This is a genomic window from Microbacterium sp. MAH-37, from assembly GCF_009758255.1.
GTDB lineage: Bacteria > Actinomycetota > Actinomycetes > Actinomycetales > Microbacteriaceae > Microbacterium.
Window position 1 is genome coordinate 167132 of sequence record NZ_WSEN01000007.1, and the last position, 16557, is coordinate 183688.

General features: G+C 70.1%; 16 protein-coding genes. 14 read left to right on the top strand and 2 right to left on the bottom strand.

What is annotated here, in order from left to right; translation table 11 throughout:
* Positions 1 to 99: 99 nt before the first annotated feature.
* Positions 100 to 1011 (bottom strand): hypothetical protein, encoded by a 912-nt coding sequence (locus GON06_RS08885; protein ID WP_232528370.1) that lies wholly within the window; start codon positions 1009 to 1011, stop codon positions 100 to 102.
* Positions 1012 to 1086: 75 nt separating this feature from the next.
* On the opposite strand from GON06_RS08885, the gene GON06_RS08890 reads away from it, so the two are divergent.
* The 5 genes from GON06_RS08890 to GON06_RS08910 all read left to right on the top strand — a co-directional run bounded on the left by GON06_RS08890 (position 1087) and on the right by GON06_RS08910 (position 5434).
* Positions 1087 to 1593, top strand: a complete 507-nt coding sequence (locus GON06_RS08890; RefSeq protein ID WP_157311951.1) for a hypothetical protein — start codon at positions 1087 to 1089, stop codon at positions 1591 to 1593.
* On the top strand, positions 1590 to 1931 hold the full coding sequence (locus GON06_RS08895; RefSeq protein WP_157311952.1) for a hypothetical protein: 342 nt from the start codon (positions 1590 to 1592) through the stop codon (positions 1929 to 1931). The genes GON06_RS08890 and GON06_RS08895 overlap by 4 nt, the downstream gene beginning before the upstream one ends.
* A 126-nt stretch (positions 1932 to 2057) precedes the next feature.
* On the top strand, positions 2058 to 3662 hold the full coding sequence (gene serA, locus GON06_RS08900; RefSeq protein ID WP_332837316.1) for a phosphoglycerate dehydrogenase: 1605 nt from the start codon (positions 2058 to 2060) through the stop codon (positions 3660 to 3662).
* A 169-nt stretch (positions 3663 to 3831) separates the two neighbouring features.
* Entirely contained in the window at positions 3832 to 4206 is a 375-nt protein-coding gene (locus GON06_RS08905) for a YciI family protein (protein WP_157311953.1), read from the top strand.
* 4 nt (positions 4207 to 4210) lie between these two features.
* Positions 4211 to 5434 carry an RNA polymerase sigma factor gene (locus GON06_RS08910; RefSeq protein WP_157311954.1) on the top strand — a complete coding sequence of 408 codons (1224 nt, stop codon included), beginning with the start codon at positions 4211 to 4213 and terminating at the stop codon, positions 5432 to 5434.
* Between the two features lie 81 nt (positions 5435 to 5515).
* Here GON06_RS08910 and GON06_RS08915 read toward each other — a convergent pair whose 3' ends face one another.
* The gene (locus GON06_RS08915) at positions 5516 to 6067 is read right to left on the bottom strand and encodes a TetR/AcrR family transcriptional regulator (RefSeq protein WP_157311955.1); all 552 of its coding nucleotides are present in this window, start codon (positions 6065 to 6067) and stop codon (positions 5516 to 5518) included.
* Positions 6068 to 6169: 102 nt separating this feature from the next.
* Between GON06_RS08915 and GON06_RS08920 the strand changes: the two genes are divergently transcribed.
* The 9 genes from GON06_RS08920 (at position 6170) to GON06_RS08960 (ending at position 16541) form a co-directional block, all read left to right on the top strand.
* Positions 6170 to 7699 carry an MFS transporter gene (locus tag GON06_RS08920; RefSeq protein ID WP_157311956.1) on the top strand — a complete coding sequence of 510 codons (1530 nt, stop codon included), beginning with the start codon at positions 6170 to 6172 and terminating at the stop codon, positions 7697 to 7699.
* 34 nt (positions 7700 to 7733) lie between these two features.
* The gene (locus GON06_RS08925; protein WP_157311957.1) at positions 7734 to 8783 is read left to right on the top strand and encodes a 3-isopropylmalate dehydrogenase; all 1050 of its coding nucleotides are present in this window, start codon (positions 7734 to 7736) and stop codon (positions 8781 to 8783) included.
* 53 nt (positions 8784 to 8836) lie between these two features.
* On the top strand, positions 8837 to 9949 hold the full coding sequence (locus GON06_RS08930) for a branched-chain amino acid aminotransferase (RefSeq protein WP_157311958.1): 1113 nt from the start codon (positions 8837 to 8839) through the stop codon (positions 9947 to 9949).
* 123 nt (positions 9950 to 10072) lie between these two features.
* The gene (locus GON06_RS08935) at positions 10073 to 10843 is read left to right on the top strand and encodes a fumarylacetoacetate hydrolase family protein (protein WP_332837320.1); all 771 of its coding nucleotides are present in this window, start codon (positions 10073 to 10075) and stop codon (positions 10841 to 10843) included.
* Positions 10840 to 12105 (top strand): MFS transporter, encoded by a 1266-nt coding sequence (locus GON06_RS08940; RefSeq protein WP_332837321.1) that lies wholly within the window; start codon positions 10840 to 10842, stop codon positions 12103 to 12105. Before GON06_RS08935 ends, GON06_RS08940 begins: the two co-directional genes overlap by 4 nt.
* Positions 12102 to 12860: a class I SAM-dependent methyltransferase gene (locus GON06_RS08945; protein WP_157311959.1), complete on the top strand. Its 759-nt coding sequence runs from the start codon at positions 12102 to 12104 to the stop codon at positions 12858 to 12860. The genes GON06_RS08940 and GON06_RS08945 overlap by 4 nt, the downstream gene beginning before the upstream one ends.
* A gap of 44 nt (positions 12861 to 12904) precedes the next feature.
* Positions 12905 to 13654: a class I SAM-dependent DNA methyltransferase gene (locus GON06_RS08950; protein WP_157311960.1), complete on the top strand. Its 750-nt coding sequence runs from the start codon at positions 12905 to 12907 to the stop codon at positions 13652 to 13654.
* A gap of 43 nt (positions 13655 to 13697) precedes the next feature.
* Entirely contained in the window at positions 13698 to 15209 is a 1512-nt protein-coding gene (gene gltX, locus GON06_RS08955; protein ID WP_157311961.1) for a glutamate--tRNA ligase, read from the top strand.
* Between the two features lie 30 nt (positions 15210 to 15239).
* A complete protein-coding gene (locus GON06_RS08960; protein WP_198346663.1) occupies positions 15240 to 16541 on the top strand; it encodes a threonine/serine exporter family protein in 1302 nt (433 codons plus the stop codon).
* The last annotated feature ends 16 nt before the right edge of the window (positions 16542 to 16557 follow it).

Here is a 16557-nt window from a genome sequence, read left to right on the forward strand (position 1 = left end):
CTATCCGGGCCTTCTTACTGACGGATTACTGAAACCGCCCAGGCATGAATAAGGAGGGCATCCCGTGCGGGATGCCCTCCTTCTTCTGAGGATGCGTCGTCAGTTCGCCGGAGCGGCGTCCTTCACGACGATCGGCGGTGTGACGCCTTCGCCCCAGACCGGCGCCGGCAGTACGACACCGGTCGCACCGTCGCGGATCTCACGGATCGCGCTGACGATCTCGGCGGAGTTCTCGGGCACGGGCAACCCGCACTTCTTCAGTTCCGACGCGAACTCGAGCGTGAGGCGGGTCTTGCCGGCCTCGATGGCTTCCGCCGTCGTGCCGGTGCGGATCTCGCTGCCGGTCTGCACATCGGGCACTTCATCGCACACGTGGTAGACCTTGCCGCCGTCGACCCAGACGACCTGGTCCTTGCCGAGCAGCATGACCACGGTGGACTGGTCGGCGGTGTACTGCTCGACCGACGCCGGGGCGAAGTCGATGCCGATGTAGGTGGCGAGGAGGGCCAGCGCGACGCCGACGATGCCGGCGGTGGCCTTCTGCCCCTTGTCCATGTCCTTGTTCAGGAAGATCAGGATCACCAGCGGCAGGAACGCGATGATCGCGATGATCGCTCCGAGCTGGTTCTGCACGAAGAACCGCGCCTTGTCGGACTTGCGTGCCGGGTCGAGGCGGTTCGCCTTCTTCCAGAGCACCGAACCCGTGATCGACAGCGCGGCGATGACCACCAGCAGCACGAGCAGCGAGATGAACGCCCACTGCGGGAAGATCGCGGTGACGCCGCTCTCGCTCACCAGTCCGGTCTCGGGGTCGCGCGTGAAGGTGCCCTCCTCGCCGACGTACACGCGCTGGCGCAACAGCCAGAAGATGCCGACGGCCTCGCCGACGATCGCGACGACCCACAGCGCCACGGCGATCCAGCGGAAGGTGGTGGCCTTCTTCTTCGCCTCGGGCGTGGGCTTCCAGCCCGGTGCTTCCGTCTCGACTGCCTGCTCGTCGCTCTCAGCCACGATGGCCCCCTCCTGAGTGTTTGCTGAACGCCCTGAGCCTACTGGGCGCAGGATTCTGATCGCTACGCTGGAGACATGACATCCGACTCCGACGATGACGCCCTGAGCTGGGGTGGCGATTCCGACGTGGATCGCCCCACGCTGCCGAAGGGCTGGCACGCCGTCGGCCGGGGGAGCGAGGACGTCGAGTCCGCCCCGGCGGAGGAAACCGCCCCCGAGAAGGTCTCGTCCGCGGTATCCGCCGCCGACGAGGTCGCGGAAGAGGATGACGACGAGGAGTACGAGGGGCTGTCCACCGGGATGCTGCTGGCCCTCGGCGCGGTCGGCGGCATCTACCTGCTCTACACGATCGGCTGGCTGATCGGCGGCATGCGGATGCAGGCGGGCGCTCTGTTCCTGATCCCGAGCGTGATGTACACCGCCACCCTAGTGATCGCCGTCGCCGCGCCCGCGCTGTGGTTCGCGGCATCGTGGATGCTGACGCGCGGTTCGCGCAGCTGGGTGCGACTGGTCGCACTGATCGCCGGCGTCGTGTTCCTCGTGCCATGGCCGTTCGTGATGACTGGGGGAGTCGCCGCATGAGCGTCGCAGAGAACACCGTCGACCCCGCGCCCTCACGTCTTCGTTCCGCGCTGACCGGGTTCATCACCGGGCTGGCCGGCCTCGCCTACGCCTACCTGATCTGGAACGCCATCGCGTTCCTCATCGGTGTCGCTCCGTTCGGCCTGCAGGCGATGGACTGGGTGGCGCTGCTGTTCGCGGCCGTGCTTCCCGCGCTCGTCTTCACGGCCGCGATCGTGCTGGCGCGCAGACGGTCGCTCTGGCAGTTCGTCATCGTGCTGCTCGCCGGGCTCGGCCTGTCGGCGGTGTTCTGGCTGAACGTGCTGTCGTACATGATGCGCAGCATCGCGGTGGCCTGACCGGCCGGGCGTCACACGGACGGGAGCATCGGTCGCTCTCGGGTACAGTGGTGCTCGATCGCGCCCCCGACGGTGTGCGGCGCATCGGCTCTCTCCCGCCTGCCGCGCTGCCCCGAAGGATCCACTGTGCCGAAGCCCGTCGTGCTCATCGCCGAAGTCCTCTCTCCTGCCACGATCGAGGCCCTCGGCCCCGATTTCGACGTCCGCGACGTCGACGGCACCGACCGCGAGGCGCTGTTCGCCGCCCTCGCCGACGCCGATGCGGTGCTGGTCCGCTCGGCCACGAAGATCGACGCAGAAGCGCTCTCGCACGCACCGAAGCTCAAGGTCGTCGCCCGCGCCGGCGTCGGACTCGACAACGTCGACATCAAGGCCGCCACGGCCGCGGGCGTCATGGTCGTCAACGCGCCGACCTCGAACATCGTCTCGGCCGCCGAGCTGACCGTCGGCCACATCCTCAGCCTCGCGCGGCACATCCCCGCCGCGCACGCGTCGCTGGCCGCCGGCGCCTGGAAGCGCTCCAGCTTCACCGGCACCGAGCTGCTCGAGAAGACCGTCGGCATCGTCGGCCTCGGCCGCATCGGCGCCCTGATCGCCGCTCGCCTGAGCGGCTTCGACGTGCGCCTGATCGCGTACGACCCCTACGTCACCAGTGCCCGCGCGCAGCAGCTCGGCGTGCAGCTCGTCTCGCTCGACGAGCTGCTGGCCGAGGCCGACTTCCTCACGATCCACATGCCGAAGACCCCGGAGACGACCGGGATGATCGGTGTCGAGCAGCTCAAGGCGATGAAGTCCTCGGCGTACGTCATCAACGTCGCCCGCGGTGGCCTGATCGATGAGGAGGCGCTGCTCGAGGCGCTGCAGACCGGCGAGATCGCCGGCGCAGGACTCGACGTCTTCACCTCCGAGCCGCCCGCCGAGGGCAGCACCGCGCGAGCTCTCACCGAGCTGCCGAACGTCGTCGTCACCCCGCACCTCGGCGCCAGCACCGAAGAGGCTCAGGAGAAGGCCGGCGTCTCGGTCGCACGCTCCGTCCGTCTCGCGCTCGGCGGAGATCTGGTGCCCGACGCGGTCAACGTCGCCGGCGGCGTCATCGACCCTTATGCGCGTCCCGGCATCGCGCTGGTCGAGAAGCTCGGGCAGGTGTTCTCCGGTCTCGCGCAGTCGCCGCTCACCAGCCTCGACGTCGAGGTGCACGGCGAGCTGAACGACTACGACGTCAGCGTGCTGAAGCTCGCCGCTCTCAAGGGAGTCTTCGCGAACATCGTCAGCGAGACCGTGTCGTACGTGAACGCACCGCTGCTCGCCGAGCAGCGCGGCGTGGCCGTGCGGCTGCTGAAGGACGACGTCAGCGAGGAGTACCGCAACGTAATCACGCTGCGCGGGGCGCTCTCGGACGGCTCGCAGCTGTCGGTGTCCGGCACGCTGACCGGCCCGAAGCAGATCGAGAAGCTGGTGGGCATCAACGACCACGCGCTCGAGCTGCCGCTCGGACAGCACCACGTCGTGATGCTCTACACCGACCGTCCGGGAATCGTGGCCGTCTACGGCCAGAAGTTCGGCGAGGCCGGCGTGAACATCGCGGGCATGCAGATCGCCCGTCGTGCCGCCGGCGACCAGGCCCTCAGCGTCCTGACGCTCGACTCGCCCGTCGGCGACGAGCTCATCGACGAGATCCGCGAGGCGATCGACGCCGATCTTTTCCGCCAGATCGAGGTCACCACGCTCTGACATCCCCGCAGAACGGCCCGTCCTCGCGCGAGGGCGGGCCGTTCGCCGTTCTCCCGAGGAAGAAGTTCTGAAAGAATCTGCGCGGGCTGTCGATTTCGAAGGATGCTCCACGTCATATCGGTGTTCGACACCTCAGCGGGCCGCTGGCCCGCCCGACGAAGGAGACATGATGTCCGACGAGTACATGATCATCATCCGCGAACCGGAATGGGACTACGCCGGCAGCTCACCGGCGCAGCTCGAGGCGGATCTGGCGGGCCACAAGGCGTTCCAGGCGGCCGTCGCTGCAGCCGGCCAGCGGATCACCGCCGGCGTGCCGCTGCGCGCGCAGTCCGAGGCGTTCCGCATCCAGCCCGGCGCGGACGGCCCGGTCTACACGGACGGCCCGTTCGGCGAGACCCGCGAGGTCGTCACCGGCTTCTACGTGTTCACCGCCGACACGGTCGATCAGGCGAGGGAACTGGCAGCCCTGGTGCCCACGGGCGGCTGGCTGGACGTGCATCCGGTGCTGGACATGGCGGCGGCACCCGAAGCGCAGTCCTGAACCGATGAGTGACCGGATCGAGGATGCGTTCCGCGCAGATGCGGGGCGCATCCTCGGTGCCGTCGCCGCGTACACCGGCGACCTGCAGCTCGCCGAGGACGCGGTGCAGGACGCGTTCCTGCGCGCGATCGCGCAGGAGCGAGCCGGAGTCGTGCTCGCGAATCCCTCGGCGTGGATCACGACCGCCGCGCGGCGCGCGGCCGTCGACACGATCCGCCGGCAGCGCACGGCGGCGAAGGCACTCCCCGTGCTGGCGGCCGACACCGCCACGGTCACCGCGGATGCCGCGGACTTCGCGTTCACCGGTGATGAGCGGCTCGAGCTGATCCTGACCGTCTGCCATCCGGAGCTCGCGGAGGAGACCCGGCTCGCACTCGCCCTGCGCTTCGCCTGCGGCATCGCGACGCACGACGTCGCGGCGATGCTGCTGGTGTCGGAGCCGACGATGGCGGCACGGCTGACCAGGGCGAAGAAGCGGCTGCGCGATTCCAGCATCCGGTTCGCGATGTCGGATGCCGCGCAGGCGCACGCCAGGCTGCCCGACGCGCTCTCGGTGATCTCGCTGCTGTACACGACCGGCTACGCCGCGCCGACCACGGGGGATGGGCGCAGGCTGTGCGCGGACGCCGTCGAACTCGCGCGCGACGCGCGGCGGATCGCCGGCGACGACTCCGAGGCGAACGGGCTGCTCGCCCTGCTTCTGCTCACCGAGGCGCGGCATCCGTCGCGTGTCGACCCGGCGGGGGAGCTGGTCGCGCTGGCCGAGGCTGACCGCCGCCTCTGGGATCGTGCGCTGATCGCCGAGGGCGAGGCGCTCGCGACCGTCGCCCTGAACGGCGGGACCGGCCGTTTCGCACTCCAGGCCGGCATCTCGGGCCTGCACGCCATTGCGCCGGACTGGGACGCCACCGACTGGCCCGCGATCGCTCGGCTCTACGACGGGCTCGTCGCGCAGTGGCCCTCACCGTCGGCGAGGCTGGCCAGGATCGTCGCGCGCGGCTATGCGGACGGCATCGGCGCCGCCGGGGCGCGTCTGGAGCTGGATGCCGACGAACAGCTGTTCCAGGGGTCGCTCGCGGCGCAGGCGTTCGCGGTGCGCGCCGAGCTGGGGCTGCGCAGCGGCGACACGGACGGGGCTGCTCGCGACTTCCGGCAGGCGATCGCGCTCACCTCGGATCCGGCCGTGCGGCGGCACCTCCACCGCCGGCTGTCTGAACGTGAGGGTTGAGCGCCTGCAACTCCGGTCTCACTGTTTGCGGGTGCGGAGACCGTCTGACCCACAACGAGTGAGACCGGAGCAAGAAGGGGGTCAGGCAGCGGAGCCGGTCGCCTTCAGCACGAGCGCGATGAGCGCGCGCATCCGCTCCTCGTCGGGGACGAGACGATCGCCGCCGTCACCTCCGAGCGCGTTGTTGAAGTACAGTCCGTCGCTGAGCATCATCACCAGGTCGAGAGCGGCCTCGTCTCGTACGCGGGGGGAGATGGTCGCCGACCAGCGCCGCCGCACGTCGTTCAGGGCGGCGGCGGCCGCCGCGTGTCCGCCCTGCGCGAGCCGTGAGGTCGCGATGAGCGCGCGGTCCAGCGGATCGTCGATCGCGACAGAGGTACGCAGATAGTAGGCGACGACGCCCTCTTCGGCGGTCTCCATGCGCTGCACGTCGGCGTCGACGAGGTCGGAGAGCCGCTGGATCAGCCCCGCTGCGAGATCCTCCTTGGAGCCGAAGTGGTACAGCAGGCCGCCCTTCGAGACGCCGGCGGCTCTGGCCGTGGCATCGAGGGTCGCCGCGCGCTCGCCCTCCTCGATGAGGAGACGCTCGTAAGCGTCGAGGACGCCTTCCTTGGCGCGAGGCGGGCGCGACATGGGGACTCCTCTGCTCAGTGGATGCTCAGACGCATCGCCATTACTATACCAACTGGACGGTATAGTTATCTGGTCGTCCCCGAACAGGAAGAGCGTGAGAGCATGACCACCACCGCATCGATCCCCGTGCAGGAGACCGACGGACCCCGCGTCGGAGCACGCGGCTGGTGGGCGCTCATCGTGCTCATGCTGCCGGTGCTGCTGGTCTCAGTCGACAACACGGTGCTGAGCTTCGCACTGCCCGAGATCTCGCTCGCGCTCTCTCCGAGTGGAGCGGAACAGCTCTGGATCATCGACGTCTACCCGCTGGTGCTCGCGGGGCTGCTGGTGACGATGGGCACGCTCGGTGACCGGTTCGGCCGGCGGCGGATGCTGCTCATCGGCGCCACCGGCTTCGCCGCCGTCTCCGTGCTCGCGGCCTTCGCGCCGACGGCGCTCACGCTGATCGGCGCGCGCGCCCTGCTCGGCTTCTTCGGCGCGATGCTGATGCCGTCGACGCTCTCGCTGCTGCGGTCGATCTTCACCAACCGCGATCAGCGCCGCATGGCGATCGCGGTGTGGGCATCGGCGTTCTCGGCCGGCTCCGCGCTCGGCCCGATCGTGGGCGGCTTCCTGCTCGAGCACTTCTGGTGGGGCTCGGTGTTCCTCATCGCGGTACCCGTGCTCGTCCCGCTGCTGATCTGCGCGCCGCTGCTGGTGCCTGAGAGCCGCGACCCGAACCCCGGCCGCATCGACCCGATCAGCATTCTGCTGTCGATGGCCGCGATGATCCCCGTCGTCTACGCGATCAAGTCGTTCGCCGTGGAGGGCCCGACGTGGGCCGGGGGAGCGTGGGCCGCGCTCGGCATCGCGATGGGCGCGCTGTTCGTGCGCCGTCAGCTGTGGGCCGAGATCCCCATGCTCGACATGGCGCTGTTCCGCCGCGGCTCGTTCTCGGGCGCCATCCTGGTGAACCTGCTCAGCGTCGTCGCGCTGGTCGGCTTCCTCTACTACGTCTCCCAGCACCTGCAGCTGGTGCTGGGGCTGACGCCCATGGTCGCCGGGTTCGCCCTGGTGCCCGGCATGGCCGCGATGATCGTCTCCGGTCTGGCGATCGTGCCGGTGTCGCGTCGCGTCTCGCCGCACATCCTCATCCCCGCCGCACTGATGTTCTCGGTGCTCGGCTATCTGCTGGTGGCGTTCACGAGCGGCTCCATCGCCGCCCTGGTGCTGTCGTTCGTCTCGCTCGGCATCGGGATCGGCGCGGCGGAGACCATCTCGAACGAGCTGATCCTCGCCAGCGCGCCGCCCGAGAAGGCCGGTGCCGCCAGTGCGGTCTCCGAGACGGCCTACGAGCTGGGTGCCGTGCTCGGCACCGCGATCCTGGGCGGCATCATCACCGCCTTCTACCGCGGCGCTCTGGTACTGCCGGATGGGCTGGACGCCGCGGCCGCGGACGCCGCACGCGAGACGCTCGCCGGCGCGTACACGGTCTCGCACGGGCTCGGTGAGCCCGCGGCCACGCAGGTGTGGGATGCCGCGATCGCGGCCTTCGGCTCCGGCGTGGGCGTGACGTCGCTGATCGGCGCAGGACTCGTGGTGCTCGCGGCGGTCATCGCGGCGACTACGCTGAAAACACGCACCCGCTCCTGAGGCGTGGCGGGGCGGTCCCCGAGCAAGGAGTGTCATGTCGCGTGTCGTGAAGCTGGCCGTCATCCCCGGTGACGGCATCGGACCCGAGGTCATCGCGGAAGCCGAGAAGGTTCTCGACGCCGTCACCGCCGGCGGCGAGACCGTCTTCGAGAAGACGCCCTTCTCGCTCGGTGCGGGCCGCTACCTCGAGACGGGCGACACGCTCACCGACGACGACCTCGACGCGATCCGCACGCACGATGCCATCCTGCTCGGCGCGGTCGGCGGTCAGCCCGGCGATCCGCGGCTCAAGGACGCGAACATCGAGCGCGGGCTGCTGCTGAAGCTGCGCTTCGAGCTCGACCACTACGTCAACCTGCGCCCGTCGAAGCTGTTCGCCGGCGCCCCGGGGCCGCTCGCCGAGCCCGGCGAGATCGACTTCGTCGTCGTCCGCGAGGGCACAGAGGGGCCGTACGTCGGCAACGGCGGCAGCATCCGTCGCGGCACGCCGCACGAGGTGGCGAACGAGACCAGCGTGAACACCGCCTACGGCGTGGAGCGCGTGGTGCGCTACGCGTTCGAACTCGCCGAGCGGCGCGACAACCGCCTCACCCTGGTGCACAAGACCAACGTGCTCGTGAACGCCGGCGGCCTGTGGAAGCGGATCGTCGACGAGGTCGCGCAGGAGCACCCCGGCGTGGCCGTAGACTATCTGCACGTCGACGCGGCCACGATCTTCCTGGTCACCAACCCTTCGCGCTTCGACGTGATCGTCACCGACAACCTCTTCGGCGACATCCTCACGGATCTGGCCGGCGCCGTCACCGGTGGCATCGGACTCGCAGCCTCGGGCAACATCAACCCGACCGGCGCCTTCCCCTCGATGTTCGAGCCCGTGCACGGCTCGGCTCCGGACATCGCGGGTCAGCAGAAGGCAGATCCGACCGCCGCCATCCTCTCCGTCGCCCTGCTGCTCGATCACCTCGGGCTGCGCGACGAGGCCGCCCGCGTGCAGCAGGCGGTCGAAGCGGACATCGCCGAGCGGAATGCCCCGCGCGGCACCGCCCAGATCGGCGACGCGATCATCGCCCGGCTCCGGGCGTAATCTGGATTCCGGCGCACTACTCGCCAGCTTTCGACCTGTCAGGACACCACATCATGACCATCGGACTTCCCCTTCAGGCTCCTTCGCCCGCCGGCCTCATCTGGCAGGTGACCCGCAATGAGAACGCGCGCTCCGACGCGGAGCGCGAGGAGATCCTGAGCCACCCCGGGTTCGGTCAGTACTTCACCGACCACATGGTCGACCTGTGCTGGTCCGAGAAGGGCGGCTGGCACCGTCCCCGCGTGCAGCCCTACGGCCCGATCCCGCTCGACCCCGCCGCCGCGGTGCTGCACTACTCGCAGGAGATCTTCGAGGGGCTCAAGGCCTACCGGCACGCCGACGGCTCGGTGTGGACCTTCCGTCCCGACCGCAACGCCGCGCGCCTGCAGCGCTCGGCGCGCCGGCTCGCCCTGCCGGAGCTTCCCGAGGAGCTCTTCGTCGAGTCGCTCAAGCAGCTCGTCGCGGTCGACGCGTCGTGGGTGCCCAGCAACCCCGAGGAGAGCCTGTACCTGCGTCCGTTCATGTTCGCCAAGGAGGCCTTCCTCGGCGTGCGGGCGGCGAAGAAGGTCGGCTACTACCTGATCGCCAGCCCCGCCGGAGCGTACTTCCCCGGTGGCGTGCAGCCGGTGAACATCTGGCTGTCGACCGACTACGCCCGTGCCGGGCACGGCGGCACCGGTGCGGCCAAGACCGGCGGCAACTACGCCTCGAGCCTTCTCCCGCAGGAGGAGGCCTACGCCAAGGGATGCCAGCAGGTGCTGTTCCTGGACGGCGAGTACATCGAGGAGCTCGGCGGCATGAACCTGGTGCTCGTCACCAGCGACGGCCGCCTGCTCACGCCGCAGTCCGACTCGATCCTGGAGGGCATCACGCTCGCGTCGATCCTGCAGCTCGCCGAGGACCGCGGTCTGAAGGTCGAGCAGCGGAAGCTCTCGATCGACGAGTGGCGCAAGGGCGCGGCATCCGGTGAGATCGTGGGCGCCTTCGCCTGCGGCACGGCCGCCGTGGTCGTGCCGATCGGCAAGCTCATGGCGACCGACTTCGAGATCGTGCACGAGGGCGCGGAGTCGACCGAGCTCGCGATGTCGCTGCGCGAGGAGCTCACCGACATCCAGTACGGCCGTCGCGAGGACAAGCACGGCTGGCTCGTCCGCCTGGACGCCTGACCCGCCTCACGCCGAGACCCCGCTTTACCGCCGAGACCCCGGGTTGCTGACGTCAGCAGCCCGGGGTCTCGGCGCAAGCCCGGGGTCTCGGCGGGAGAAATGCCGGGTGAGTAGGCTGAGCGGGTGAAGATCGCGCGTTTCAGTCACCAGGGCGGCATCCGATTCGGCATCGTGGACGACGGGGATCTCGTCGTCCTCGAGGGCGACCCGATGTTCGCAGGATACGAGCCGACGGGGGAGCGCGTGCCGCTCGCGGACGCCGCGCTGCTGGCGCCCGTGATCCCACGTTCGAAGGTGGTCTGCGTCGGCCGCAACTACCACGACCACGCCGCCGAGTTCGGCAACGTCGCCCCGGAGGAGCCGCTGCTGTTCCTGAAGCCGAACACCGCGGTGATCGGCCCCGGCGACGCGATCGTGCGCCCGATCGCCCTCTCCGAGCGCACCGAGTTCGAGGGCGAGCTGGTCGCCGTCATCGGACGCATCGCGAAGAACGTCAGCGCCGAGAACGCCCTCGAGCACGTGTTCGGCTACACCGTCGGCAACGACGTCACCGCGCGCGACCTGCAGCGCAAGGACGGCCAGTGGACGCGCGGCAAGGGCTTCGACACCTTCTGCCCGCTCGGCCCGGTCATCGAGACCGAGTTCGACGATGCGTCAGCCACCATCGAGACCCGCGTCAACGGTGAGGTGCGCCAGCACGCGCCGCTGTCCGACATGATCCACTCGGTCGCCGACATCATCGCCTATGCGTCCGCCGTGTTCACGCTGCTGCCCGGCGACGTCATCCTGACCGGCACCCCGGCGGGCGTCGGCCCGATCGTCGCCGGTGACACCGTCGAGGTCGAGGTCTCCGGCATCGGCACGCTCCGCAACCCGGTGCGCGACGCCTCGTGACCACGACCGAGCTCGCTCCGGGCGATCTGGAGCGCATCCAGCGCCGCACAGTCGGCGTCCTCGCGCTCGGTCAGGTGCTCGGAGGCATCGCGTTCGGCGCCACGGTATCGCTCGGCGCCCTGCTGGCGGCCGACCTCTCCGGCGACGACGCGCTGTCCGGTCTCGCCACGGCGTCGGTCACCCTCGGTGCAGCAGCGGCAGCCATCCCGCTGGCACGGTTCGCGAGCCGTCGCGGGCGCAGGCTGTCGCTGACCGTCGGCAACCTGCTCGCGCTCGTGGGCGTGGGCATCGTGATCACCGCGGCATCCATCCGCAGCTTCCCGGTGCTGCTGGTGGGCGTCATCCTGATCGGCATGGGGAATGCCGGCAATCTGCAGTCGCGCTTCGCCGCGACCGACCTGGCCTCTGCGCAGCATCGGGGCCGCGATCTGTCGATCGTGGTCTGGTCGACGACGATCGGCGGCGTCGCCGGGCCGTTCCTGCTCACGCCTGGTGAAGTCATCGGGCAGGCACTGGGGATGCCGCATCTCACCGGCTCGTACGTCTTCTCGCTGATCGCCCAGGCGCTCGCACTCGCGCTGTACCTGATCGCGCTGCGGCCCGACCCGCTGCTGCTCGCGCTGCGGATCGCCCGCGACGAGGGCAGAGGAGCCGTGCTCGGTGCCTCCGTCGACCGCCCCGTCGCTGCGCGCTATGCGATCTTCGCGGTCGCCGGCTCGCATGCCGTGATGGCCTCCGTGATGGCCATGACCCCGATCCACCTCTCGCACATGGCTCACGGCATGCACGGCATGGCGACCACGGAGACCGATGTCACCACGCTTGTGGGACTGACGATCGGTCTGCACGTGGCCGGCATGTACGGACTTTCTCCGGTGTTCGGCATCCTCTCCGACCGCTGGGGACGTGTCCGCGTCGTGCTGCTCGGCCAGGCCCTCCTCACAGCTTCGCTGCTGACCGCGATCTTCGCGGGTGAGAACCCGGTCGGCGTCATGGCGGCGCTGATCCTGCTGGGGCTGGGCTGGAGCGCAGCGACCGTGGCGGGCGCCGCGCTGCTGACCGAGTCGTCGACGACGCTGCAGCGTCCGCGCCGGCAGGGCATCAGCGACTCGCTGATGAGTCTGACCGCTGCCGTCGGCGCGGCACTGGCCGGACTGGTGCTGACGAACTTCGGCTACGGGGGCCTCGGAGCGGCCGCCCTCGTGATCGTCATCGCGATCACCGCGCTGTCGCCGCTGGCCCGCGTGCGACCGACCGCATGAGCTGGGCCGGCACGGGCGACGCGTACGCCGCCTCCTACGCCGCGCTGTGCGCCGGCACGGGCGCGCGGCTGCGAGAGCTCGCCGGCGCGGCCGGCGGCCGTACCCTGCTCGACGTCGGCGCCGGCGACGGCACGCTGGCCGCGGCCTGGGCCGACGCCGGGTGGCGGGTCACAGCGGCCGAGCCGGAGCCGAGCATGCGCGAGGCGGCACTCCGGCGGCATCCGTCGCTCCGAGTGACGGACGGCATGCTGCCGGAGCTGCCCTTCGAGGACGGCGCATTCGACGTGGTCGTGGCGAACTTCGTGCTGAACCATCTGGCCGATCCCCGCGCGGGCGCTGCGGCGCTGCGGCGTGTCGCACGGAGCACCGTGATCGCCAGCACCTGGTCGGCGTCACCGTCGAGCTTCTGGGCGGACGTGACCGCACGATCCGGCCTCACGCCGGCGACCGGTAACCGCCTCCCCGCGGACAAGGACTTCGAACGGACGGCCGCAGGCTTCGGGCGGATGCTGCGGGAGGCAGGCTGGACGCCGGAGGTCACCGAGCTCACCTGGACCTGGCGGCCATCCGCTGAGACGCTGTGGACCTCCGTGGCCGGAGGAGTCGCCGGAGCCGGAGCCTTCTACGCCGGACTCTCAGCCGCGGAGAGGGAGCGATTCCGCACGGTCTTCGACGAGATCGTCGCGGCGACGTCACAGGACGGCGCGCTCCCGCAGACGCAGACCGCTGTCCTCGCGGTCGACCGATTGCGCTGAGGCGCCGCGCGACGACGCCGGTGTTCCGGCTCTAGGCTGTCGGGATGAGCGACAGCGAGGTGCCCAGCGACCTGTGGACCAAGGCGACCGCCGACGCGTATGACGACCCGGGCGATCCGATGTTCGCTCCGGAGCTGCTGGCCGCGACGTCGGCGTTCCTCGCCGAACGCGCGGAGGGGCGTCCTGCACTGGAGTTCGCGATCGGCACGGGCCGCGTCGCGATCCCACTGCAGGAGCGCGGCGTCGCCGTGAGCGGCCTGGAGTACTCCCCGGCGATGGCCGGTCGACTGCGGGAGAAGACGGATCGCATCCCGGTCGTGATCGGCGACATGTCCTCCACGACGGTGCCCGGCGAGTTCGGCCTCGTGTACCTCGTCTTCAACACGATCGGCAATCTCTGGACGCAGGACGCGCAGGTGGACTGCTTCCGCAACGCCGCGCGTCACCTCGTCCCCGGCGGGCGCTTCGTCGTCGAGGTCGAGGTGCCGGCCGCGCGGCGGATGCCGCCGGGTCAGGCCGCCGCGCCGTTCGACGTATCGGAGGAGCATGCCGGGATCGACACGTACGACTTCGTCACCCAGCGCGCGATCTCGCACCACTACACGCGTCAGGACGACGGCAGCTACCGGTACGGGGCGCACCACTACCGTTACGCGTGGCCGGCGGAGCTCGACCTGATGGCGCGCATCGCGGGCATGTCCCTGGAGTCGCGGCACGCGGACTGGACCGGCGCGCCGTTCACGGCGGAGAGCGAGTCGCACGTCTCGGTGTGGCGGAAGGATGCCGCGTTCTGAGGCGCCGGGGAGCGGCATCCGCTCTCGGTAGAATCGAAGGGCTATGGCTACTCCTGATCCCCGCACCACCACCGCCACCGGAGCCGACGTCCGTGTGCGCTTCTGCCCGTCGCCGACCGGTCTGCCGCACGTCGGCCTGATCCGCACTGCCCTGTTCAACTGGGCGTACGCGCGGCACAACGGCGGCAAGCTCGTGTTCCGCATCGAGGACACCGACGCCGCGCGCGACAGCGAGGAGAGCTACCAGCAGCTGCTCGACGCGCTGCGCTGGCTCGAGATCGACTGGGACGAGGGCGTCGAGGTCGGCGGCCCGAACGGTCCCTACCGCCAGTCGCAGCGCCACGACATCTACCGCGAGGTGCTGGACAAGCTCGTCGCCGCGGGCCTCGTCTACGAGAGCTTCTCGACCGCCGAGGAGATCGACGCCCGCAACGAGGCCGCCGGTCGCGCCAAGCAGCTCGGCTACGACAACTACGACCGCGACCTCACCGACGAGCAGAAGGCCGCGTTCCGCGCCGAGGGCCGCGAGCCCGCGCTGCGCCTGCGCGTGCCGGATCACGACCTCACCTTCGTGGACCTGATCCGCGGCGAGGTGACGTTCCCGGCCGGTTCTTTCCCGGACTACGTGATCGTGCGCCCGAACGGCGTGCCGCTGTACACGTTCGTGAACCCGGTCGACGACGCGCTGATGGGCGTCACGCACGTGCTGCGCGGCGAGGACCTCATGCCGTCGACCGCGCGTCAGCTGGCCCTCTACGCCGCGCTGATCGATGCCGGCGTGACGACCTTCATCCCTCGGTTCGGCCACATGCCGCTGGTGCTCGGCGAGACCGGCAACAAGAAGCTGTCCAAGCGCGACCCGAAGGCCGACCTGTTCCTGCACCGCTCCAGCGGCATGATCCCCGAGGGGCTGCTGAACTACCTGGCGCTGCTGGGCTGGTCGATCGGCCCCGACCGCGACGTCTTCTCCCGCGACGAGATGGTCGCGGCGTTCGACATCGCCGACGTCAACCCGAACCCGGCCCGCTTCGACCAGAAGAAGGCCGTGTCGATCAACGGCGACCACATCCGCATGCTCGATGGCAAGGACTTCGCCGAGCGGCTGCTGCCGTACCTCGCCGCAGCCGACGTGTTCGGCGGTGCCGAGCCCACCCACGAGCAGATCGTGCTCGCGTTCCGCGCGGCACCGCTGGTGCAGGAGCGGATGCAGCTGCTGGGCGAGGCGCCCGGCATGCTCGGCTTCCTGTTCGCCGACGAGGTCACCTACGAGGACGACGCGATGAAGGGGCTTCCCGCGAACGCGGCCGAGGTGCTGCAGGCATCCGTCGACGCCCTCGAGCCGCTGGAGGAGTTCACGCCCGAGACGATCCAGGAGGCTCTGTCCGCCGCGCTGATCGACGGTCTCGAGCTGAAGCCGCGCGTGGCCTACGGCCCGCCGCGCGTCGCGATCACCGGTCGTCGCGTCTCGCCTCCGCTGTTCGAGTCGATGGAGCTGCTCGGCAAGGACGAGTCGCTGCGTCGGCTGCGGACGCTGGGGGAGAAGCTCGCGAGCTGATCCGCTCGATCCTCGAGGAGGGAACCGGACGTGACGGATGTCGCGACCTCGGAGTCCGGAACGGACGTGATCCTCGGTGACCTCGGGGTGCTGCTGCTGGAGTGCGGCACGTCGGTCACCGACGTCCGGGGCACGCTAGAGCAGGTGAGCCGGCGGACCCTGCCGGACTCACCGGTCGAGTTCGCGATCCTGCCGGAGATGGTGATGGTGAGCCGCCCCGGCGCCGCGTCGGCGACGACGACCGTGATCGGCAAGGGGGCGGCCCTCACCTTCCGGCAGTCCGCCAAGGCCAGCCGGCTGGTTCGCGACCTCGAGTCCGGTGCGCTGCCGCTGCACGCCGCCCCGGCGAGGATGGCGGCGATCAGGGCGACGCCGCGTCGGATGCCCGGGCTGCAGAGCCTGATCGGCTGCGGGTTGCTCGCGGGGGCGCTCGCTGCGCTGTTCCGCTGCCCGTGGTGGGCGATCGTGCTCGCGCTGATCGTCGGACTGCTGGTGGGCGGCCTGACGCTGCTCATGATGCGGGTGCGCGCCGCCGCCGCGGTCGCCCCGTTCGTGTCGGCGTTCGTCTCGACGATCCTGGTCGGCACGGCGGCGAACGCGCTGGATCTGTCGCCGGTGCCGCTGTTCGCGGTGTGCGCGCCTATCGCGATCCTGGTGCCGGGCGCCCTGATCACGAACGCGCTGCTGGAGCTCACCTCGACGGACATCGTCACCGGGGCGTCCCGGCTGATGTACGGACTGATCATGCTCGCCTTCATGGCGGCCGGAGTCTTCGCGGGCGCGACGCTGACCGGGATGCACATCGACTCGGCATCCGCGGCGCTCGTCGGAGACGCCGTGCAGCTGACGAACGACCACAGCGGATGGGGGTCGCTGCCGCCGCTGTGGGTGGCGTGGATCGCCGTGGTGATCCTGGCGATCGGGATCGGCCTGGCGTTCGGTTCCGGCTTCCGGCTGACCGTGGTCTGCGTCGTCGTGATGACCGGCACCTACGCCGTGCTCGCGGTGCTCAGCCCGGTGATGGGGAATGTCGTGGCCACGGGCGTCGCCGGTGCCCTGCTGTTCGTCTCCGCGCGTGTGCTGGAGCGCGTGACGCTGGCCGTGCCCGCCACCGTGTCGTTCCAGCCGGCGTTCCTGCTGCTGGTGCCCGGCACGATCGGCCTGGTGTCGCTCGCCAGCTTCGACACGCAGGCCGTGACCACGGCGCTGATGATGTTCCTCAGCCTGAGCATCGGCACGAAGGTGGGCGCGCTGCTGGCCGACCTGGCACGCATCACGCGGTCGACGGTGTTCCTGCGCTGGGTCAAGCCGGCCCGCATGGGAGAGCTGTGAACCACGACGCGCGCGG